Genomic DNA, 20,134 nt, shown 5'->3' with positions numbered 1-20,134 from the left:
CTTATGCCTGATTGAGCTGCGCTTTGAGCAGGTCGCGGAAAGTCTGGATCAGCGGCTCGCGGCTGCGGCCACGGCGCATGATCATGGAAAACGGCGCCTGATAACCGAAGGTGGCCGGCAGCAGCACCCGCAGATCACCCTTGTCGGCCCAGGCCTGGGCGTAGTGCTCCGGCAGGTAACCGATGTAGGCGCCGGACAGCACCAGAATCAGCTGCGCTTCCATACTTTCCACGGTCGCGGCGCTGTGTTTGAAACCGTGGCGCGCCAGTTCCGCCTGGCTCCAGTAACCGCGACCGACCATGCGTTGCTGGGTGATGACCTGCTCGGGAATCCGCCGCTCGTTGAACAACGGGTGCCGGTTGCTGCAATACAGCCAATGCTGTTCGCGATACAGCGGCATGTACACCAGACCGCTCATGCGCGTGGAAAACGCGCCAATGGCCAGATCGAGACGATTGTCCTGCACGCCGAGTTGCAGCTCATACGGGCTCATCACCGACAAATGCAGATGCACCGCCGGGTGTTCCTGGCTGTAGGCGCCGATGGCTTCGGCGAACGGCAAGGCCTTGTCGCTGACCGTGGAGTCGATCACCCCGAGGTTGAGCGTGCCGCGCAACTCGCCCTTGAGCGCCGCGGCGTATTGCTCGAAACCTTCAAGCTCCGCGAGCAGGCGCAGGGTTTCCTGATGGAACAGCTCGCCCTTGCTGGTCAGGCTGAAACCACCGCGCCCGCGATGGCACAGCACCAGACCCAGCGCGGCTTCGAGCTGACTCATGTAGGTGCTGATCGCCGAGGTCGACAGGTTGAGTTCCTGCTGCGCGTTGGCAAACCCCTGATGGCGCACGACGCTGACGAAGATGCGCAAAAGTTTCAGGTCGGGTAAAGCGTTGGCCATGTCTACTCCAAGGATCGTTCCCCATAGATCGTTCCCACGCTCTGCGTGGGAACGATCAGCGAGAAGTCTATCCATCTCCCTCGCATTAGTTTAGAAATTTCTGAACTAAGTATTTGCCCGTAGCGATTCTTCCCCCCCACTACATTTCGCAGAATCGGCCCACAGCGGTGCCCGTGACCTTGCGAATACGGCGTGCCGACATAAATAAAACAAAGACGATGAGGCCCTACCCGTGGACAAGATTCTTCACCAACCACTGGGCGGCAACGAAATGCCGCGCTTCGGCGGCATCGCCACCATGCTCCGACTCCCCCATGTACCGACCGCTGCCGGTCTGGACGCCGCCTTCGTTGGCGTGCCGCTGGACATCGGTACTTCGCTGCGCCCCGGCACCCGCTTCGGGCCGCGCGACATCCGCACCGAATCGGTGATGATCCGCCCGTACAACATGGCCACCGGCGCTGCGCCGTTCGACTCGCTGTCGGTTGCCGACATCGGTGACGTGGCGATCAACACCTTCAACCTGCTCGACGCCGTGCGCATCATCGAAGAAGCCTACGACAACATCCTCGAGCACAACGTGATCCCGATGACCCTGGGTGGCGACCACACCATCACCCTGCCGATCCTGCGTGCCATCCACAAAAAGCACGGCAAGGTCGGTCTGGTGCACATCGATGCCCACGCTGACGTCAACGATCACATGTTCGGCGAGAAGATCGCCCACGGTACGACCTTCCGTCGTGCGGTCGAAGAAGGTCTTCTGGACTGCGACCGTGTGGTGCAGATCGGTCTGCGGGCGCAGGGTTACACCGCCGACGACTTCAACTGGAGCCGCGATCAGGGCTTCCGCGTCGTTCAGGCCGAAGAGTGCTGGCACAAGTCGCTGGCGCCGCTGATGGCCGAAGTGCGCGAGAAAGTCGGTGGCGGCCCGGTGTACCTGAGCTTCGACATCGACGGCATCGACCCGGCCTGGGCGCCAGGCACCGGCACCCCGGAAATCGGTGGTCTGACGACCATTCAGGCGATTGAAATCGTTCGCGGCTGCCAGGGCCTCGACCTGATCGGCTGCGATCTGGTAGAAGTCTCGCCCGCTTATGACACCACCGGCAACACCTCGCTGCTGGCCGCCAACCTGCTGTACGAAATGCTCTGCGTACTGCCGGGCGTGGTCCACCGCTGAGGGTCGGGTCATGAACGAACGTGATCAGGTTCTGAAAGCGGCCGCCAATCTGGTGTCCGCCTTCGCCCGCAATGATCGCGAAGCCTACTTCGGCGCGTTCAGCGCCGATGCGAGCTTTGTGTTCTACACCCTCGAACAGCCCCTGCTGTCGCGCGATGCCTATCAGGCGTTGTGGGACAGCTGGCGCGCCGAGGATAGCTTCGAGGTGCTGTCCTGCACCTCGTGCAACGCCTTCGTCAGCCTGCAGGGTGACGTGGCGATTTTCATCCATGACGTGGCCACCGAGCTGCGCATGCAAGGGGAGCAACACTTCAGCCAGGAGCGCGAGACGATTGTTTTCAGAAAACAAGCGTCGAGCCTAGAACAACAAGGCCTTTGGCTGGCCTGTCACGAACATTTGTCCGCAATGCCGGAAGGGCTGCCATCCCCTTAGCCAAACAGGTGACGCCTCACACACGATGAGGCGCGCCTTTATGATCGGAGCAGATCATGAATAACAACAACAACGACCAAAGCCTTACGCAAATTGAAACCCACGGGGTCGAACAGATCCCGGACAACGAACGCACCGCCGGTCCCGTGGACTTGTTCCGCATGATCTTTGGCGGCGCGAATACCTTTGCCACCGCCGTGCTCGGCAGTTTCCCGGTGCTGTTCGGCCTGTCCTTTCAGGCGGGCGTCTGGGCGATTGTCTCGGGCGTGCTGCTCGGCTCGCTGATCCTTGCACCGATGGGCCTGTTTGGCCCGCTCAACGGCACCAACAATGCCGTGTCGTCCGGTGCGCACTTCGGCGTGCACGGGCGGATCGTCGGTTCGTTCCTGTCGCTGCTGACCGCCATCGCCTTCTTCTCGCTCTCGGTGTGGAGTTCGGGGGATGCGCTGATCGGTGGTGCAAAACGCCTGATCGGCCTGCCGGAAACCGACCTGACCCTGGGCCTGGCCTACGGTCTGTTCGCGATTCTGGTGCTGACCGTGTGCATCTACGGCTTCCGCTTCCTGCTGTGGGTGAACAAGGTCGCGGTGTGGAGCGCGAGCCTGTTGTTCCTGCTGGGCATCTTCGCCTTCGCCGGTCCTTTCGATTCGCACTACGCCGGTACCGTCAGCCTCGGTCAGCCAGGCTTCTGGGCCGCGTTCATCGGCGCCGCACTGGTGGCCATGAGCAACCCGATTTCCTTCGGTGCGTTCCTCGGCGACTGGGCCCGCTACATCCCGCGTGAAACTTCGCGTCAGCGGATCATGGCGGCGGTGGTGCTCTCGCAGATCGCCACCTTCATCCCGTTCCTGTTCGGCCTGACCACCGCGACCATCGTCGCGATTCAGGCGCCGGACTACATCGCGGCCAACAACTACGTCGGCGGTCTGCTGGCGGTGTCGCCGAGCTGGTTCTTCCTGCCGGTATGCCTGATTGCGGTGATCGGCGGCATGTCCACCGGCACCACGTCGCTGTACGGCACCGGGCTGGACATGTCGAGCGTGTTCCCGCGTCTGCTGTCGCGGGTCAAGGCGACGCTGCTGATCGGCGTGCTGTCGATTGCCTTCATCTTCATCGGGCGCTTTGCGGCGAACCTGGTGCAGAGCGTGTCGACCTTCGCCGTGCTGATCATCACCTGCACCACTCCGTGGATGGTGATCATGATCATCGGCCTGGTGGTGCGTCGCGGCTTCTATTGCCCGGACGACCTGCAAGTGTTCACTCGCGGTGAGCAAGGCGGGCGCTACTGGTTCAGCCACGGCTGGAACTGGCGCGGCCTGGGTGCGTGGATCCCGAGCGCGGCGGTCGGCCTGTGCTTCGTCAACCTGCCGGGGCAGTTCGTGGGTCCGCTGGGTGAGCTGGCCGGCGGCATCGACATCAGCCTGCTGGTGACCCTCGGGCTGGCCTCGGTGATGTACCTGATGCTGCTGAGCCTGTTCCCGGAGCCGGCGCTGGTCTACGGCCCGAAGGATCCCCGCAGCAAAGGCGCGCATGCGCCGGCTGAAGCGGCGCTGCGTCAGGCTGCCTGATCAACCTTGTGGGAGCGGGCTTGCTCCCACAAGGGCAGCCTCATAGAACCAATTTTGTTTCACCATAAAAAAGACAATCGGAGACACGCCATCATGGCTTTGGATTTATTCGTCGTCCTCATCTACGCCGCCGGCATGCTCTTGCTCGGCTACTTTGGCATGCGCAAGGCCAAGACCAACGAGGACTTCCTGGTCGCCGGGCGTAACCTAGGCCCGAGCCTGTACATGGGCACCATGGCTGCGACCGTTCTCGGCGGCGCGTCCACCGTCGGCACCGTGCGCCTGGGCTACGTGCACGGCATCTCCGGTTTCTGGCTGTGCGCGGCACTGGGTTGCGGCATCGTGGCGCTGAACCTGTTCCTCGCCAAGCCGCTGCTGAAACTGAAGATCTACACCGTTACCCAGGTCCTGGAAAAACGCTACAACCCGATGGCCCGCTCGGCGAGCGCGGCAATCATGCTGGCCTACGCGCTGATGATCGGCGTGACCTCGATCCTCGCCATCGGCACCGTGCTGCAAGTGCTGTTCGGCCTGCCGTTCTGGATCTCGGTACTGCTCGGCGGTGGCGTGGTGGTGATCTACTCGGCCATCGGCGGCATGTGGTCGCTGACCCTGACCGACATCGTCCAGTTCATCATCAAGACCGTCGGCCTGATGTTCATCCTCCTGCCAATCTGCCTGTACCGCGTCGGCGGCTGGGACGAACTGGTGCTGAAACTGCCGGCCACCGCCTTCAGCTTCACCACCATCGGCTGGGACACGATCATCACCTACTTCATGATCTACTTCTTCGGCATCCTGATCGGTCAGGACATCTGGCAACGGGTGTTCACCGTCAAGAACGAAAAAGTGGCTCAGTACGCCGGTAGCTTCGCGGGCATCTACTGCATCCTTTACGGTCTGGCCTGTGCTCTGATCGGCATGGCGGCGCACGTGCTGATCCCGGATCTGGACAACGTCAACAACGCCTTCGCCGCCATCGTCAAACTGTCGCTCCCGGATGGCATCCGTGGCCTGGTGATCGCCGCTGCCCTGGCCGCGATGATGTCCACCGCCAGCGCCGGTCTGCTCGCCGCTGCCACCACCCTGACCGAAGACCTGCTGCCGAAACTGCGTGGCGGCAAACAGTCGAGCCTGGGGGTAAACCGCCTGTTCACCCTGCTGACCGGTGTCGTGGTGCTGGGCATCGCGCTGGTGGTCAACGACGTGATCAGCGCCCTGACCCTCGCGTACAACCTGTTGGTGGGCGGCATGCTGATCCCGCTGATCGGTGCGATCTTCTGGAAACGCGCCACCACTGCCGGCGCCATCGCCAGCATGGGCCTGGGTTTCGCCACCGCCCTGCTGTTCATGTTCAAGGATGGTCTGGATGCCAACACGCCGATCTACTACAGCCTGGCTGTGGGGCTGGTGAGTTTTGTGGTGGTCAGCCTGATGTCCCGTCGCCCAAACGTGGTGGCCAGCGCGATCTAAGCTGAAGCGGTAGCAACAACTTTCTTCGGCGGGTGTGGCGTCGGTTGCCACACCCGTTTTTTTCGTCTCAAGGAAAGTGCTTATGAAGATTGTTTCTCGCGATCAGTGGTTCGAAGTGCAGCACCTTAGCGACGGCATTCGGCTGATTCACGAGCCGTTCATCCGCCCGTTCTATCGCTGCAACCTGTGGCACGTTCAGGGCCGGGACAAGGATCTGTTGCTCGACAGCGGTTCCGGGCTGGTCAGCCTGCGCGAACAACTGCCGTGGCTGACCGAACGGCCGCTGGTGGCGGTGGCCAGTCATTGCCATTTCGACCACATCGCCGGGCATCACGAATTTACCGAACGGCTGGTGCACCCGGCCGAGGCGGACATTCTGGCGGCGCCGGATGGCGAGAACGATCTGAGCCGGGCCTTCGTCGGCGACGACATGTTCGACGCGCACCCGGATTGCCCGTTGTGCTACGCCGAATATCGGGTCAAGGCTGCGCCGGCCACTGGTTTTGTCGAGGACGGCGATGTGCTGGACCTGGGCAATCGCACGCTGCAGGTGCTGCACACGCCGGGACATTCACCGGGCGGGATCAGCCTCTATGAAGCGACCAGCGAAACCCTGTTCAGCGGCGACATCATTTACGACGGGCCGTTGATCGAAGACGCTTACCATTCCAACCTCGACGACTACGCCGCCAGCCTGCGGCGCTTGCAGGGGTTGAAGATCCGCACGGTGCATGGCGGGCACTTCGGCAGTTTTTCCGGAGAGCACCTGCGCGGGATGATTGACGAATGGTTGCGCCGGCACGCTTGAGGCCTGCTGTACTTCAGTCAGATCAACCACAATAAAAATCTGCCATGAGAAGAGCTGCCGTGCGTGCTGCCGTGCACCGCTTCATCCTGCGCCTGCTGGAAAATCGTGAATTCGACGACCACACCAGCCTGGCGCAACTGGGGCTGGAAAAAGCGGATATCGAGGATCTGATCTTCCATCTGGAAGATGAATTCGGACTGACGGCCTTCACCGCCGAAGAGGATCGGATGCTCAAGACTGCGAAAACCGTGAATGACCTGAGCCGGTTTCTGATGGAAATCGGGCGTCACTGAAAACAAAAGATCGCACCCGGCCGCCACTCCATGGAGCGACGGCCGGATGCGATCTTTTGTCGTTTAAATCCTTTGATCCTTCAAAGCGGGGCATTACCGCCGACGTGGCTGACGCCGACGCTGTTCGTCATCGGTGCGAATCGGGACCGGTTGCAGAGGCGGTTCGATCAAGCCGAGGGCAACACCCAAATCGTGCAGCCAGTTTTGAATTTTCTCTTTCATCGTCATGCCCCCTTCAGGGTGGTGCTGAGCGTCCGGAATACTGAGGCCGCTTCGCACTGATAATAGTCCGAAGTCCTACGCAATGCTCGGCCAAATCCGCAATGATCTGTTACTGAATTGATCCAAATCCCTGACCGTTCGTTCAAGCCGTTTCCCGCACGTCCTCGCCAGCCACGGGATAGAGCGCCTGCTGCTGTTCAATCCACGCGTTGAGGTTGGCACCGACCATGCCCCGGCGCCACATGAGCCATGTTGTCGCACTGGCAAAAGGTTCGGCCAGCGGATGCACCGCCACGCTTTCGCGCCCCGGCAGGCTGGCGAGCATCGACTCCGACATCAGCGCCACACCGCTGCCGGCAATCACGCAGGCGAGCATGCCCTGATAGGACTCGATTTCCATCGCCCGGCCCATCGCCGCCTGGTAGTGGGCGAACCACGCTTCCAGCCGTGCGCGATAGGCGCAGCCATGACGAAAGGTGAACACTGCGCGCCCTTCGACATCCTTGGCGCTGCGCACCGGCGGGTGATCGGCCTCGCTGATCAGCACCAGTCGCTCGTTGCACAACGGCACACCGTCGATCCCGGCCAGTTGCGGCGGGCCGTCCACCAGCGCGGCGTCGAGGCGCCCGGTGAGCAGGCCTTCGAGCAACTCGCCACTGGGCCCGGACTGCACCTGAAGATTCACTGCCGGATATTGCTTGTGATAGCGCGCGAGCAGCACCGGCAAATGGATCGCCGCCGTGCTGTACAGCGTACCGAGCACGAAATCCCCCGCCGGCTGCCCGCCCATCACCGCCGCGCTGGCCTGATCGCGCAGGGCGAACAGTTTGCCGGTGTAGTCCAGCAGGACTTTTCCCGCAGGCGACAACTGCAAACGCTGACGCTCACGGACGAACAGTTCGACGCCCAGTTGCTCCTCCAGTTGTTTAAGCCGTGTCGACAGGTTCGACGGCACCCGATGCAAACGTTCGGCGGCGCGGGTGATCGAGCCCTCTTCCGCAACGGCCTGGAAGATCCGCAATTGGCTGAACTCCACAACCTTTCTCCTGAACAGAACAAGTTTCTCACTATTATTCAATTTTAAAGAAAGTCAATCAGTCCTAGCCTGACGGTCATTGAACCTCCAACGGAATTCAGACCATGTCACCGCTGATTCGCTTATCCGCCTGTTTCATTGCCCTGATGATGGCCATGGGCATCGGGCGTTTCGCCCTCACCCCGCAACTGCCGCACCTGCTCAGTGAAGGGCAGATCGACCTGACCGCCGCCGGTCTGATTGCGGCGGCTAACTACCTCGGCTATCTGCTCGGTGCGGTGGACGCGATGTTTTCCCGCCGGCCCGAGCAGGTGCAGCGGCGCCTGCATGGTGGCTTGTGGTTGTGTGTGTTGCTGACACTGGCGTCGTTTTGGGCCAACGGCTTCTGGTCGCATCTGTTGCTGCGGTTCGGCACCGGAGTGGCGAGCGCCTGGGTGCTGGTGATGATTACTGCATTGAGTCAGCCGCTGGCTGCGGCGGCGGGTCGTCCACGGTTGGGGGCGCTGGTGTTTGCCGGGCCGGGGTTGGGGATTTTTCTGACTGGGCTGTTGGCGCTGTTCTCACATCTGGCGCAGCAGACTTCCGCCACCCTGTGGCTGATCTACGCCGCCGTGGCGCTGGTGACGCTGCTGGGGATCGTGCGGATCCTGCCACAACCGGGTGTCGGCGTGCCGGCCGCGCCGACTGCGGTCGGTTCGTCAAATCGTGGCATTGGACGTTTGGCGGTGGTGTATGCCTTGTATGGCGTGGGCTACATCATCCCGGCCACGTTTCTGTCGCAGATGGCCAACGCGCAGTTTCACGGGCAGTGGCAGGCCGATCTGTTCTGGCCGTGCTTTGGCCTCGGCGCGGCAATCGGGGTTCTGCTGGTGAGTTTGCGTCGGCACGATCCGGAAACCACCCGGCACTGGTTGATGGCGACATTGTGGCTGCAGGCTGCGGGAGTTTTCGCTTGCCTGCTGGGTAGCGGCCTCGGCCTGGCGCTGGGCGTTATCCTGTGCGGCACGCCGTTCCTGGCCTGCATGCAACTGGTGATGCAACGCTCCCGGGAACTGGCACCCCACGCCACCCAGCGCAACGCCGGCCTGCTCACTGCGTGCTTCGCCGTCGGCCAGCTCAGCGGGCCGTTGCTGGCGGCGGTCAGCAGCCACTTCAGCGGTGGCCTGCAACCGGCGCTGGTGATCGCCGGCAGCGGCCTGCTGATTGCCGGCGGTCTGGCGGGCAAATCGGTTACGGCTGACCGAGGGCTTTGCGCAAACGCCGACGCACCCACTGTTCCGCGCTGACGAAGGTGATGCCGAGTAACACCAGCACGGCACCGACGATGAAGTTCAGGCTGAGTTCTTCGCCGAGCAGCACCACGCCAAAGGTCACGCCGAACAATGGCGTCATGAAGGAAAACACCGCGAGGTTGGCCGCCAGATAACGGCGCAGCAGCCAGAACCAGGTCAGGTAACTGAAGAACGACACCACCAGCCCCTGAAACAACACGCTGCCCACCGCTACGACGGTCAGGCTGACGTGGGTGATCTGGCCGCTGAGCAACGCGATCAGCAGCAGGCCGATGAAGCCGACGATCAGTTGATAGAACAGGGTCAGGGTCACCGGCGCTTCCGACAGACGCGAGGCGCGCACCACCACGGTGGTCGCGCCCCAACTGGCACCGGCCAGCACGCCGAGGGCATCGCCCATCAACATGCGGCGGTCGAGGTGGTCCCACGACACGCCACCGGCAAATGCAATGGCAATCCCGACGAACGCGAGGAAAATCCCCAGCCATTGCACCGGGCGCAGACGCTCGCTCGGCAACAGGAAATGCACACCCAGCGCGGTGAAGATTGGTGCGGTGTAAAGGAACACCGACATGTGCGCCGCCGTGGTCAACTGCAAGCCTTCGGAGATGAACAGGAACTCCAGACCGAACAAGGCACCGGCCAGCAAGCCGCCGCGCCAGGTAGCACCGACCTGATCCCAGCCGCCCTTCCAGCAGATGAGCAGTCCTACCAGCAACGCGGAAATTCCCGACCGCCCCGCCGCCTGCATCACCGGCGCAATGTCGGTCGCCGCCCACTTGATCATCACCTGCTGCACGCCCCAGATCAGGCACAGGCCGATCATCACTTGCAGGGCAAACCCGTCGGCACTGCGCCGACTGGCGCTCACCTCGACACCTCGAACACACACGACATGGCAGTTTTTCCAATGGTCAAACAAAGCCCCGGCTCTTTGTCCGGGGCTAAAAAGGATGGCAGGGATTATCAACCAGTCGGACAGAAATTGCCGCCCGGCAAAGACATGCAATTGCCCTGTTGCGTCATGCCCGCCGTCAGCCTCGGCGAGCGGCCCAAAACCCGACCGTACAGGCCAGCGCCGTGGCAAACGTCCCCCAGGCCCAATCAATCAGCGACACCTGCATCGACCAGCCGCGCAAGGTCGCCCAATTGGTCAGGTCATAGGTGCCATAAGCCACCAACCCGAGCAGCGCGCCCATACGGGCGGCGCGTTGCCAGGTCAGCGACGGCAGCACCACAAACACCACACAGCCGAAAACGTACAGGCAATAAAAAACCGCTGCCGGCACCAGCAACGGTTTTTCAAGCATCAACGAACCGAGCAGTTCACGATAGGTCGGCGCCATCAGCACGCCGAGCCAGAGCCCGTCGAGCAGAAGAAACGTCAGCAGTGTGGCAACGTAGGCAATCAACGCTTTTTTCATCTGCCGATCTCAAGTAAGCCCATGCAACATGGGCCACGCAAGACTCAGGTTAGTTCAATGCGATCGGCATGAATGACGATCTGACCGTTCTTGTACAACGAACCGATGGCCTTCTTGAAATTGCCCTTGCTGACACCGAACAGGCTGCTGATCAGCGCGGGATCGCTCTTGTCGCTGACGGCCAGGGTGCCATCGTTCTCGCGCAACTTGGCGAGGATCTTCGAGTTCAGGCTGCTGGCCGCTTCCTGCCCCACCGGTTGCAGGCTCAGGCTGATCTTGCCGTCGGCGCGCACTTCCTTGATGAAGCCTTTCTCGCGCATGCCGGCCCGCATGAACTTGAAGATTTCATTCTTGTGAATCAAACCCCAGTGCTTGTTGTTGATGATCGCCTTGAAGCCCATGTCGGTGGCTTCGGCGACCAGCAGATCAACTTCCTGCCCAGCGCTATAGTTGGCCGGGGTCTTGTCCAGATAACGATCCAGGCGCGCGGTGGCGGTGATGCGGCGGGTGTGCTTGTCGAGGTAGACATGCACCACGCAGTACTCGCCGGCGGTCAACTGGCGTTTTTCTTCGGAGTAAGGCAGCAGCAGATCCTTCGGCAGGCCCCAATCAAGGAACACGCCGATGCTGTTGACTTCAACAACTTTCAAACTGGCAAATTCACCGACCTGAACTTTTGGTTTTTCAGTGGTGGCAATAAGTTTGTCATCACTGTCCAGATAAATGAAAACATTGAGCCAGTCTTCATCTTCGCTAGGAATATCTTTGGGGATATAACGGTTGGGCAAAAGGATTTCGCCGTCGGCACCGCCGTCCAGATATAAACCGAAGTTAGTGTGTTTAACCACTTGCAAACTGTTGTAACGCCCGACTAAAGCCATTTCCAATACCCTCATTGCGTGGGCGGCATTCTACCCGGTTTTGCCGTGCTGGTTGGCCGTCCGATCGGCCGGCCGCGCGAAAATCTGTGGGAAGCCTTGATTCTCCTGGATTTCGCGTTGGATGGGCGCCGCTCGTCAGGCCAGCGTGACGGCTTTCACGCGTTCCCGACAGCGCCGAACATCATGGAATCGCCTAAAGGTTGTTATTTAAAACAGCAGGTTAGCGGGATATTTCGAATAATTAATCACGAATAATCCACCCGCCCACTGGGTTATTCCGGGGGATATTTACCAAGCAATTGTCAAGTTATTCCTGTACGATGCCTGGCCGAGTTACTTTTCTACAGGTTAATGGCCGCCATGCGTGTAAAAGCATCCTCCAGCAAAGCAAAGCCAGCTCCAGCCGTTGAAACCAGCGAATCGATCAACGATCAGATCGCGGCATTCCTCAAGTCCGGCGGCGAAATCCAGCAAATTGCCAAGGGCGTCAGCGGCCAGACGTTCGGCCCGTCCAAGCAGATCAGCCTGGGCAAGAAGTAACACCCCCGCAGCACACCAGTCCAAAGGCGCTTTGAGCTTCGAAGCGTCTGGACCGGATCCCTCGCAAGACCTCTCTCGCGTTTAATCAAACCTGTAAAACAGCAGAAATCGACGAACGGCCCTCGATGCCGATCATTCGCCGGTATCCTTGCACGCGTCTGGATCAAGCGTTTCAGCAGGCTTTATCGCCCTGCGCTCGCTGCTCAAGGAGTGACGCATGCTCAAATCATCCTGTTTATTGCTTGTAGGCCTGCTGGCGAGCACGGCCGCGCACGCGCAGATTTTCCAGCGTGAACTCGGTGACTTCGACCTCAAGCTCGGCACCACGCCCAGCCGCAGCATGGCCCAGGGGCTGGTCAAACCTTCCGCAGTCGGCTCGTTCCACGGCGGTCTGGACCTGAGCCACGACAGCGGCCTGTATGTAGGCCAGTACGCACCGAGCATGGGCCTCACGCCGGGGAAGAATCTCGAAATCGACTCCTACGTCGGCTTTAAACAACCTTTCGATCAGACCCTCGGCTACGAAGTCGGGATGATCCATTACAGCTACCCCAAGGTCGACACCCTCGACAGCCAGGAACTGTTCGGTGGCCTGACCCTGCTCGGCAGCCGGATCGGCATCGCCCTGAGCAACGATCCGGACAAACAGAACAACACCCTGTTTGCCGACCTGGGCGGCAATCAGCCGTTCGGTATCGGGATCAGCATGAAATACACCACCCATCATCTCAACACGCCGGTCTCGGTGGACGGGGGTTATGTCAGCAGTTTTACCGATTGGTCGGTGAAACTTTCCCGGCCGTTCATGGGCATCGACCTCGACCTGATCTACAGCAATTCGAGCCTCAGCGGCAGCGATTGCTCGGCCTATTCCGGGCATAACAGTCAGTGCGACGGGCTGGTCACGCTCAAGGCCGAACGCCCGTTCTTTTGATGGGCTGAACTGCCGGGGCCATCCTGTGTTCACATGAGAATCAGACCCTCAAGGCTGGCTTTCGCAAGGACTCGCCCATGTCTAGCTGGTTCAAACGCATCGCAGTTCTAATGATCCTGACCCTCGCCCTCGGCGCCTGCAGCCGTGTTGGCCTGGCCTATCGCAATCTTGACGTGATCATTCCGTGGACGCTCAGCGACTACCTGGACATGAACGGCGAGCAGAAGGACTGGTTCAACGAGCGACTCAGGGAACACTTGAACTGGCATTGCACCACGCAATTGCCGGGTTATCTCGATTGGCTGGATCGCCTGCAAACCATGGTCGAGACCAATCAGGTCACCGACGCAGCGCTCCAGGCCCGCACCGCAGAAGCCAAGCAGGCGATCGCCGAAACCGCCCGGGAAATCACCCCGTCGGCGATTGAATTGCTGCAAGGGCTGGATGATCGGCAGGTCGCTGAAATGAACGACGCGTTTGCCAAGGATCTGCAAAAGCGCCAGCAGGAATACCTCAAGCCACCACTGGCGCAGCAGATTGCCGAACGAGGCGCGCGCATGGACAAGCGTCTCAACGATTGGCTCGGCCCGTTGAGCGCCAAACAGGAACAGCGGGTGATGGCCTGGTCAACCGCCCTGGGCGATCAGAACACCCAGTGGATCGCCAACCGTGCGCATTGGCAGAAGCAGTTCAGCGCGGCGGTGGCGCAACGCAAAAGTCCTGAATTCCCACAACGGATCGAGACGCTTCTGGTCAATCGCGAGCGTTTATGGACAGCGGATTACCAAAAGGCCTACGCCAATACCGAGGCGCAGGCCCGTTCGCTGTTCGTCGACCTGATGGCAGAGAGCACGCCGCAGCAAAGGCAGCGCCTGTTGAAAAAAATCGAAGGGGTGCGCAAGGACTTCAATGACTTGAAGTGCCTGAAGGCCGCACAAAAAAGCTGAGATCACTGAAAAACCCATGTGGGAGCGAGCAAAATCGCTCCCACGGTTTTTCGTGCAACGCCTCAGGCAATCTGCGCCTTGGAGGCCACCTCATCGAATGTCAGCTCATCCAGCGCATCTTCCTGCTCATCGAGCACCTGACGCGGATGATCGTTGCCGGGAATGCTGCTGTCGATCAGGCTCAACAGGCTGGAGCCACGCGGGGTCAGGCTGAAGTTGTTGCCGGTACTGCCTTCATCTTCGCCACGGGGCTCGATGTAGCCGCGCTCCAGCAGCAGCTTTTCGTAGTCGCAGGCGAGCGTTTTCAGGTGATCCAGATTCTCGATCGGCTCGCCCGCCGCCGCTTTTTCCGCCGCATAGTCTTCGGCAAAAGACCGTGGCGCAAAGCTGTGGCCCGCGCCGTTCTGCACTTCATGCAGCAGGCGCTCAATCAAATCCCAGTTATAAGTCGTCATCCTGATTCAACCTCCGGTGCGCGTGATTTTTTGGCGCGTTCACAGGTTGTGACCGGAGCGCTGCGTCAGCGTTCAGGATTATTCGGCGCCCCGACCGACCGGCGGTCTGTCGATTTCCTGCAGGGTTGAACGACTAGTCTGAGACAGACGGTTTCAACCCCCGCAGGAGAAATCATCATGAACGTTGAGAATCATCCCGTGGTGTCGCGCGAAGCATGGCTCGCCGCCCGCAAGCAGCATCTGGCCGATGAAAAGGCCTTCACCAGGGAACGCGACCGCCTCAGCGCCAAACGCCGCGCCCTGCCCTGGGTGAAGGTCGACAAGGATTACCGCTTCATGGGGCCGAACGGCGAATTGAAACTTGCCGACCTGTTCGGCAAACACAGCCAGCTCGTCGTTTACCACTTCATGTTCGCCAAGGGCTGGGAGGAAGGCTGCCCGGGCTGTTCATTCCTCAGCGACCACATCGACGGCGCCAACCAACACCTGGCCCATCACGACATTGCGCTGGTGGCGGTGTCCCACGCACCGTTCGCCGAATTCCAGGCCTTCAAGCGGCGGATGGGCTGGACATTCGACTGGGTGTCGTCGGACGGTTGCGATTTCAACTACGACTTTGGCGTGTGCGCCCGTGCTGAGGATGTCGACGCTGGCAAGGCTACGTACAACTACGAAAAGACCGACAGCGTCGAGGAAGAAATGCCCGGGCTCAGCGTGTTTTATCGCGCCGACAACGGCGACATTTTCCACACTTACTCAACCTATGCCCGCGGCCTCGACCTGTTGGTCGGCGCCTACAACTACCTCGACCTCACGCCCAAGGGCCGGAACGAGGACGAGATCATGGAATGGGTGCGGCACCATGACCGGTATGAGGGAGAAACGAAATCCAGTTGCTGCCACGCGACCTGATCGCCACTTGATTGCGATGAAGCGAGACAGATTGTTCGACCTTTTGAATCTGTCTCTGCTTCAAATACGGTAAAGCGACGCCAGTCGCTAAGGATGCTTTGCGTCAGTCAGTCTGCAGATAAAGCGTCTCGTCATACCTGAAGTCGATTTTCAACTTGCCGCCCACAATGTCCATGGCAATCTCACAGGCGTTCCACGCGGGTAGTCCGGCCGTAAGGTTTTGCGCTCTGTGCAACTTTCTAAGGGCAACCAGGCTGTTCATGACAATGCGGTCAACCTCACCACTGCTCGGACTGAACCAGTCCCGCTCGCCTTTTCCGTCGACATAATCAAACAGCAACTGACAGTGATCGTCCTCAGGCGAAAGCTCCACATCAACGATCACTCTCATCGCTGACTCAGGCGCCTCATCGACCAACAGCTGTCCGAGCCTTTGGTAAATCTTATCTTCGGTCATCGCGTGTCCTTCCTGGGTTCACAACGGCAAAGGGGCGGATCACCCAGCACGTCCGCCTTGAATTCGTTACCCGAGAACATCACTCGACCCGCAAGTATTCGTAACCGCGAACCATGGGCTTACCCTCCTCCGGTTTGCGCAACCGGATCAGTTCCATCATGTTTTCCTGTGTGTATTCGACGAAGTACTCTTTGCCCGCCTCGACGGGCAGGTTCAGGAAGACATTGCCGGGGTTCGGGCGCTGCCCTGCGGAAACCTTGTGCAAACCAGGGCTGACATACACCCACGAATAGTTTTTGCTGCCGAGTGCCACGACCGCACTGTCATTGATGCTGAAAATGCTGTCGTAGAAACTGCCCTGAATCACCTGCGAACGCATCATGTAGACCAGCGCCTTGCCCTGCGGTGGCTGGGGCGGCTCGAAGTACGGTTGAGCAGTTTGATGGTGGCTGCACCCGCTCAGCATCAGCAGGAACAACAGGGCCGAGAGACGCTGGATAAACGGGCTCATTGTTTTTGCCCCAACAGCTGATTGAACACCGGCGCCATTTTTTCCTCGACCGAGGCCAGTTTCGACAAATCGAAACCGCCCTCGTTTGTCAGGTTGTAATGGGCAAAACCGATTTGCTGCTCGCCCTTGTAAAGTCGAACGGTGGCATCGGACAAGTACATGGAGAGATCCCAGGAGCGGATGGCGGTGTAGTTCAAGCGATATTCACAGTTGGCAGGAACCGGAGCGGTATACACCTGGCTGTCGATGCCGTGGCGACGCAACACTGTTTGAACGCCAGCAACGAAGTCGCCCACGACCACTTTCGGATTTTCCTCGATGCACAGTGTCGAGATCTTGTATTGAGGAGCCACCGGCTCGACCTTGACGTTGGTGCAACCGGCCAGCGCCAGCAGCAGGCCCGCGGTGACAACTCTAGAAAGCATGTTCGATCCTTCAGTGCCAGTTGATATCAATATGGTGGCGCATCCTAGTGGAGCCCCCGAAAACGGTCAATTACAGGGCAAACCTTCAATACAGAAACTGAACTTTCGCTCGGCCAAAACCCTCAACCGGTTAACCCGCCTTAACCGGAACTGAGGCCTGCCCCCATGAAAACCCTGCTCAAGCTCACCCTCGCCGCCACGCTTGCCTGCGCCCTGCCCGTCTGGGCCTGTACGCCGGAAGAAGCCACCGCCAAACGCGAGCAACTGGCCAAGGAAGTCGCGAAGCTCACCGAGCAAAACCCGACCAAGGCCAAAGAGATCAACGCCGAGTTGCAGAAAATGGACTTGGGCACTGCCTCCGCCGATCTGCCGGACAAATGCCAGTTGATCGATCAGCGCTTGAAGGAACTGGGTTCGGCCGAGAAGAAAACCGAGGGATAGCACCCGCGCAGACAACGGCAGGCTTTGGTATCGATCCGGCTGGATCGATACCAAGGCCTGCTTTCTTTTGTCCTTAAATTTGCATTGGTGCATTTTGCTATTTGCACAAATGCATATTCACACCTAGGGTTACCCCGAGCCTGATCGGAACCGGCCATCGGAGATGGCAACCCTTTAGCACCGATCGCTCGGCAATAGCGTTATCCCGCAAACGCGGAACGTTTGTTTTCATTCATGGAGGATTGAAAAATGTTAACCACTGAGACAACGGCATTCACTGGCAACACCCTGCCCGAATGTCTGATCAGCCATCTGCTCGACCCGCAACTGGTCGAGGTCGAGGCAGCTGTTCAACAACGCGCCCTCGCGGCCGCCAGCCTGAACTTCATCATGCAGCAACAGACCCAGACCAACTGGTGCTGGGCCGCCGCTTCCGCCTCGGTCGGCAATTATTACGGCACCGGGTCCTGGACCCAATGCGCCGTTGCCAGTGCCGCGCTGGATCGCAATTGCTGCAATCAACCGGGGCCGTGCAACGTGTACGGCTATCTGGACGTAGCGCTGAAGATCACCCGCAGTTTCAACGGCATGAATTCGGGCTCGCTACAGATGTCGGCCATCCAGAACCAGATCAACATGGGTCGCCCGATCGGCCTGCGCTGTGCCTGGTACGGTGGCGGTGCGCACTTCCTGGCGATCTATGGCACCAACGGCAATTACGTGCTGGTCGCGGACTCGATCTACGGCTATTCGACCCGCGCGCTGAGTGCCTTCCCCGGCTCCTACAACGGCGGCGGTAACTGGACCCACACCTACTTCACGGCGAAAAACCAGGGGGCGGCATCATGAAACTGACTTATCCAAAAGCGCCTTCCAACGGCGTCCAGACCTTGCGTCCGGCCCTGCAGGCCGCGTTGCAGACCCAGGGTTTCGGCGTCAATCGCCAGTTCGCCAGCGCCGCGCCCACCGGGATCAGCCTCAGCGAGGCCTATCGCGGCTACTCGCTCAGTCTGGACGACTTGAGCCAGGGCAAAGGCCTGAAAAACGCCCGAGTCGGCGACTGGCATTACCTGGTGTTTTCTGGCGGGGTATCAATTGCCGATGCGCAATTGGCCGAAGTACGCGGTCACGTCGAGTTCGCCTCGCTGAACCACGGCAACCTGGCGGCCGCCACGGTCGGTGCGCTGAAACTGGCGGAACAATCACCGCAGCTGAAGGGCAAAACCGTTGAGCTGCGGATGCTGTTTGTGTCGGCGCTGCACCTTGTGGCGATCTGGCTGCATGCGGCGGGCGAAGACGTGCTGATCCCGATCGAGCCAACGCCAAAAGAGCTGGCACTGACCGGGCTGTACAGCGAGGCCGCCCTCCTCGCACAGCTCAAACCGGCAGCCGATCAGGCCAAGCGGCGTTTTGACGCCGACACCACTGGCCTGCTGGGCAGTTGATAAACCCTGGCAATAAAAAACCCGGACCATGTCCGGGTTTTTTATGGGTTGCCTGAAACGGCTTATTCCGCCGCTGGCGCTGCCGGCTTGCGGCGTTTCAGCGGGGCCATGCCGTCGCTGCTCACCAGTGCGTCCGGTTTCGGACGGTTGGCGCTCTTGCGTTTGGTCGGGGTCTTGGCGGCGGTTTTCTTCTTGTCGCCCTTGGCGTCGGTCTTTTTCTTCTTCACGCCGACGGCCTTGCCCGAGGCCTTGACCTTTTTCGGTCCGCCGTAGGTGCCTTTGACTTCCTTGATGGTGCGGCGCTCGAAGCTCTGCTTCAGATAACGCTCGATGCTCGACATCAGGTTCCAGTCGCCGTGGCAGATCAGCGAGATCGCCAGACCGTCGTTGCCCGCACGGCCGGTACGACCAATGCGGTGCACGTATTCGTCGCCGCTGCGTGGCATGTCGAAGTTGATCACCAGATCCAGGCCGTCAACGTCCAGACCACGGGCCGCCACGTCGGTAGCCACCAGGATTTTCACGCCGCCCTGCTTCAGACGGTCGATCGCCAGTTTGCGATCCTTCTGGTCTTTCTCGCCGTGCAGCACGAACGCCTTGTATTCCTGAGCGACGAGGCGACCGTAGATGCGGTCGGCCATGGCCCGAGTGTTGGTGAAGACGATGGCCTTCTGGTAGGTCTCGTTGGCCAGCAGCCAGTTCACAATCTGTTCTTTGTGCTGGTTGTGGTCGGCGGTGATGATCTGCTGACGGGTGGTGTCGTTCAGTTGGCTGACCGCGTTCAGCTGCAGGTGCTCGGGGTTGTTCAGCACCTTTGCGATCATCTCGCGCAGGCCGGAACCGCCGGTGGTGGCGGAGAACAGCATGGTCTGCTGACGGTTCGGGCATTCGTCGACCAGACGCTGCACGTCTTCGGCAAAACCCATGTCGAGCATGCGGTCGGCTTCGTCGAGCACCAACACTTCGACTTCTTTGAGGTCGAGGTTGCCGGCGTTCAGTTGCTCGATCATCCGGCCCGGGGTGCCGATCAGTATGTCCGGCACCTTGCGCAACATGGCGGCCTGGACCTTGAAGTCTTCACCGCCGGTGATCAGGCCGGACTTGATGAAAGTGAACTGCGAAAAGCGCTCGACTTCCTTCAGGGTCTGCTGGGCCAGCTCGCGGGTCGGCAGCAGGATCAGGGTCTTGATGCTGACGCGAACCTTGGCCGGGCCGATCAGGCGGTTGAGGATCGGCAGGACAAAAGCGGCGGTCTTGCCGCTACCGGTTTGCGCCGTCACCCGCAGGTCACGCCCCTGAAGCGCCAGCGGAATGGCCGCGGCTTGCACAGGCGTTGGCTCGACAAATTTCAGCTCGGCCACGGCTTTGAGCAGGCGTTCGTGCAGGGCGAATTGGGAAAACACGGGTGCTACCTCGAAGATATGCAAAAAATCAGCTGCATAGGTTACCGGTTTCGAGCGCTCAGGCCGAGTTTCTTTGTGAAATCCACGGTAATCAGTGGCTTTTTGTTGCTCGATTTGTCTCCAACGGTAATACACAGCGTCTTAAATGCTCTAATC

Annotated in this window: 25 protein-coding genes; 14 read left to right on the top strand and 11 right to left on the bottom strand. The window is 60.1% G+C overall.

Annotated features, from left to right (window positions below):
- Nucleotide 1: 1 nt before the first annotated feature.
- Nucleotides 2-895, bottom strand: coding sequence for a LysR family transcriptional regulator (locus ACEN93_RS24480; RefSeq protein WP_039772530.1), 894 nt, complete (start codon nucleotides 893-895; stop codon nucleotides 2-4).
- A 232-nt stretch (nucleotides 896-1,127) separates the two neighbouring features.
- On the opposite strand from ACEN93_RS24480, the gene speB reads away from it, so the two are divergent.
- From speB to ACEN93_RS24450, 6 genes are all read left to right on the top strand, one after another.
- The gene (speB, locus tag ACEN93_RS24475) at nucleotides 1,128-2,078 is read left to right on the top strand and encodes an agmatinase (protein ID WP_003222717.1); all 951 of its coding nucleotides are present in this window, start codon (nucleotides 1,128-1,130) and stop codon (nucleotides 2,076-2,078) included.
- Nucleotides 2,079-2,088: 10 nt separating this feature from the next.
- Nucleotides 2,089-2,511, top strand: coding sequence for a YybH family protein (locus ACEN93_RS24470; protein WP_495610618.1), 423 nt, complete (start codon nucleotides 2,089-2,091; stop codon nucleotides 2,509-2,511).
- Nucleotides 2,512-2,567: 56 nt separating this feature from the next.
- Nucleotides 2,568-4,079, top strand: a complete 1,512-nt coding sequence (locus tag ACEN93_RS24465) for a purine-cytosine permease family protein (RefSeq protein ID WP_064594245.1) — start codon at nucleotides 2,568-2,570, stop codon at nucleotides 4,077-4,079.
- A 93-nt stretch (nucleotides 4,080-4,172) separates the two neighbouring features.
- Nucleotides 4,173-5,552, top strand: coding sequence for a sodium:solute symporter family protein (locus tag ACEN93_RS24460; protein WP_039772536.1), 1,380 nt, complete (start codon nucleotides 4,173-4,175; stop codon nucleotides 5,550-5,552).
- An 82-nt stretch (nucleotides 5,553-5,634) separates the two neighbouring features.
- Complete coding sequence (locus tag ACEN93_RS24455; protein ID WP_495610617.1) at nucleotides 5,635-6,360, top strand: MBL fold metallo-hydrolase; 726 nt, start codon at nucleotides 5,635-5,637, stop codon at nucleotides 6,358-6,360.
- 44 nt (nucleotides 6,361-6,404) lie between these two features.
- Nucleotides 6,405-6,653, top strand: coding sequence for a phosphopantetheine-containing protein (locus ACEN93_RS24450; protein ID WP_039772540.1), 249 nt, complete (start codon nucleotides 6,405-6,407; stop codon nucleotides 6,651-6,653).
- Between the two features lie 93 nt (nucleotides 6,654-6,746).
- On the opposite strand, the gene ACEN93_RS24445 is transcribed toward ACEN93_RS24450, so the two are convergent.
- Both ACEN93_RS24445 and ptrR read right to left on the bottom strand, forming a co-directional pair.
- Entirely contained in the window at nucleotides 6,747-6,875 is a 129-nt protein-coding gene (locus ACEN93_RS24445) for a PA1414 family protein (protein WP_003184145.1), read from the bottom strand.
- 142 nt (nucleotides 6,876-7,017) lie between these two features.
- Nucleotides 7,018-7,911: a putrescine utilization regulator PtrR gene (gene ptrR / locus ACEN93_RS24440; protein WP_495610616.1), complete on the bottom strand. Its 894-nt coding sequence runs from the start codon at nucleotides 7,909-7,911 to the stop codon at nucleotides 7,018-7,020.
- Nucleotides 7,912-8,015: 104 nt separating this feature from the next.
- Between ptrR and ACEN93_RS24435 the strand changes: the two genes are divergently transcribed.
- Nucleotides 8,016-9,197, top strand: coding sequence for an MFS transporter (locus tag ACEN93_RS24435; protein ID WP_495610615.1), 1,182 nt, complete (start codon nucleotides 8,016-8,018; stop codon nucleotides 9,195-9,197).
- Here the strand turns inward: ACEN93_RS24435 and ACEN93_RS24430 are convergent.
- From ACEN93_RS24430 to ACEN93_RS24420, 3 genes are all read right to left on the bottom strand, one after another.
- Nucleotides 9,142-10,074, bottom strand: a complete 933-nt coding sequence (locus tag ACEN93_RS24430; protein ID WP_495610614.1) for a DMT family transporter — start codon at nucleotides 10,072-10,074, stop codon at nucleotides 9,142-9,144. The genes ACEN93_RS24435 and ACEN93_RS24430 overlap by 56 nt on opposite strands.
- A gap of 163 nt (nucleotides 10,075-10,237) precedes the next feature.
- Nucleotides 10,238-10,627 carry a DUF2177 family protein gene (locus tag ACEN93_RS24425; protein ID WP_414882343.1) on the bottom strand — a complete coding sequence of 130 codons (390 nt, stop codon included), beginning with the start codon at nucleotides 10,625-10,627 and terminating at the stop codon, nucleotides 10,238-10,240.
- Between the two features lie 44 nt (nucleotides 10,628-10,671).
- Entirely contained in the window at nucleotides 10,672-11,508 is an 837-nt protein-coding gene (locus ACEN93_RS24420; protein WP_074691138.1) for a CvfB family protein, read from the bottom strand.
- Nucleotides 11,509-11,859: 351 nt separating this feature from the next.
- Here ACEN93_RS24420 and ACEN93_RS24415 point away from each other — a divergent pair, with 351 nt between their 5' ends.
- From ACEN93_RS24415 to ACEN93_RS24405, 3 genes are all read left to right on the top strand, one after another.
- Nucleotides 11,860-12,048 (top strand): PFL_1563 family small protein, encoded by a 189-nt coding sequence (locus ACEN93_RS24415; RefSeq protein ID WP_170844885.1) that lies wholly within the window; start codon nucleotides 11,860-11,862, stop codon nucleotides 12,046-12,048.
- A gap of 217 nt (nucleotides 12,049-12,265) precedes the next feature.
- Nucleotides 12,266-12,982 (top strand): TorF family putative porin, encoded by a 717-nt coding sequence (locus tag ACEN93_RS24410; protein ID WP_495610613.1) that lies wholly within the window; start codon nucleotides 12,266-12,268, stop codon nucleotides 12,980-12,982.
- 77 nt (nucleotides 12,983-13,059) lie between these two features.
- The gene (locus ACEN93_RS24405) at nucleotides 13,060-13,929 is read left to right on the top strand and encodes a DUF6279 family lipoprotein (protein ID WP_103385754.1); all 870 of its coding nucleotides are present in this window, start codon (nucleotides 13,060-13,062) and stop codon (nucleotides 13,927-13,929) included.
- A 62-nt stretch (nucleotides 13,930-13,991) separates the two neighbouring features.
- Here the strand turns inward: ACEN93_RS24405 and ACEN93_RS24400 are convergent, their stop codons facing one another.
- Complete coding sequence (locus ACEN93_RS24400) at nucleotides 13,992-14,384, bottom strand: hypothetical protein (RefSeq protein ID WP_039772548.1); 393 nt, start codon at nucleotides 14,382-14,384, stop codon at nucleotides 13,992-13,994.
- A gap of 177 nt (nucleotides 14,385-14,561) precedes the next feature.
- Between ACEN93_RS24400 and ACEN93_RS24395 the strand changes: the two genes are divergently transcribed.
- Entirely contained in the window at nucleotides 14,562-15,296 is a 735-nt protein-coding gene (locus ACEN93_RS24395) for a DUF899 domain-containing protein (RefSeq protein ID WP_495610612.1), read from the top strand.
- A gap of 103 nt (nucleotides 15,297-15,399) precedes the next feature.
- Here the strand turns inward: ACEN93_RS24395 and ACEN93_RS24390 are convergent, their stop codons facing one another.
- From ACEN93_RS24390 to ACEN93_RS24380, 3 genes are all read right to left on the bottom strand, one after another.
- The gene (locus ACEN93_RS24390; RefSeq protein ID WP_490843670.1) at nucleotides 15,400-15,753 is read right to left on the bottom strand and encodes a hypothetical protein; all 354 of its coding nucleotides are present in this window, start codon (nucleotides 15,751-15,753) and stop codon (nucleotides 15,400-15,402) included.
- 79 nt (nucleotides 15,754-15,832) lie between these two features.
- Nucleotides 15,833-16,264, bottom strand: a complete 432-nt coding sequence (locus ACEN93_RS24385; RefSeq protein WP_219736955.1) for a DUF2846 domain-containing protein — start codon at nucleotides 16,262-16,264, stop codon at nucleotides 15,833-15,835.
- Nucleotides 16,261-16,689, bottom strand: coding sequence for an Sbal_3080 family lipoprotein (locus tag ACEN93_RS24380; protein WP_074691131.1), 429 nt, complete (start codon nucleotides 16,687-16,689; stop codon nucleotides 16,261-16,263). The genes ACEN93_RS24385 and ACEN93_RS24380 overlap by 4 nt, the downstream gene beginning before the upstream one ends.
- 165 nt (nucleotides 16,690-16,854) lie before the next feature.
- On the opposite strand from ACEN93_RS24380, the gene ACEN93_RS24375 reads away from it, so the two are divergent.
- From ACEN93_RS24375 to ACEN93_RS24365, 3 genes are all read left to right on the top strand, one after another.
- Entirely contained in the window at nucleotides 16,855-17,130 is a 276-nt protein-coding gene (locus ACEN93_RS24375; protein WP_007956561.1) for a hypothetical protein, read from the top strand.
- A 249-nt stretch (nucleotides 17,131-17,379) separates the two neighbouring features.
- Nucleotides 17,380-17,979, top strand: coding sequence for a papain-like cysteine protease family protein (locus tag ACEN93_RS24370; protein ID WP_074691129.1), 600 nt, complete (start codon nucleotides 17,380-17,382; stop codon nucleotides 17,977-17,979).
- Complete coding sequence (locus ACEN93_RS24365; RefSeq protein ID WP_490841722.1) at nucleotides 17,976-18,575, top strand: hypothetical protein; 600 nt, start codon at nucleotides 17,976-17,978, stop codon at nucleotides 18,573-18,575. The genes ACEN93_RS24370 and ACEN93_RS24365 overlap by 4 nt, the downstream gene beginning before the upstream one ends.
- 62 nt (nucleotides 18,576-18,637) lie before the next feature.
- On the opposite strand, the gene ACEN93_RS24360 is transcribed toward ACEN93_RS24365, so the two are convergent.
- Nucleotides 18,638-19,978, bottom strand: coding sequence for a DEAD/DEAH box helicase (locus ACEN93_RS24360; RefSeq protein WP_011332966.1), 1,341 nt, complete (start codon nucleotides 19,976-19,978; stop codon nucleotides 18,638-18,640).
- Between the last annotated feature and the right edge of the window lie 156 nt (nucleotides 19,979-20,134).

This window comes from Pseudomonas sp. Pseusp21, assembly GCF_059492145.1.
Note: the sequence above shows the minus strand (reverse complement) of the source record. Positions and strands in the feature narration are given on the sequence as shown.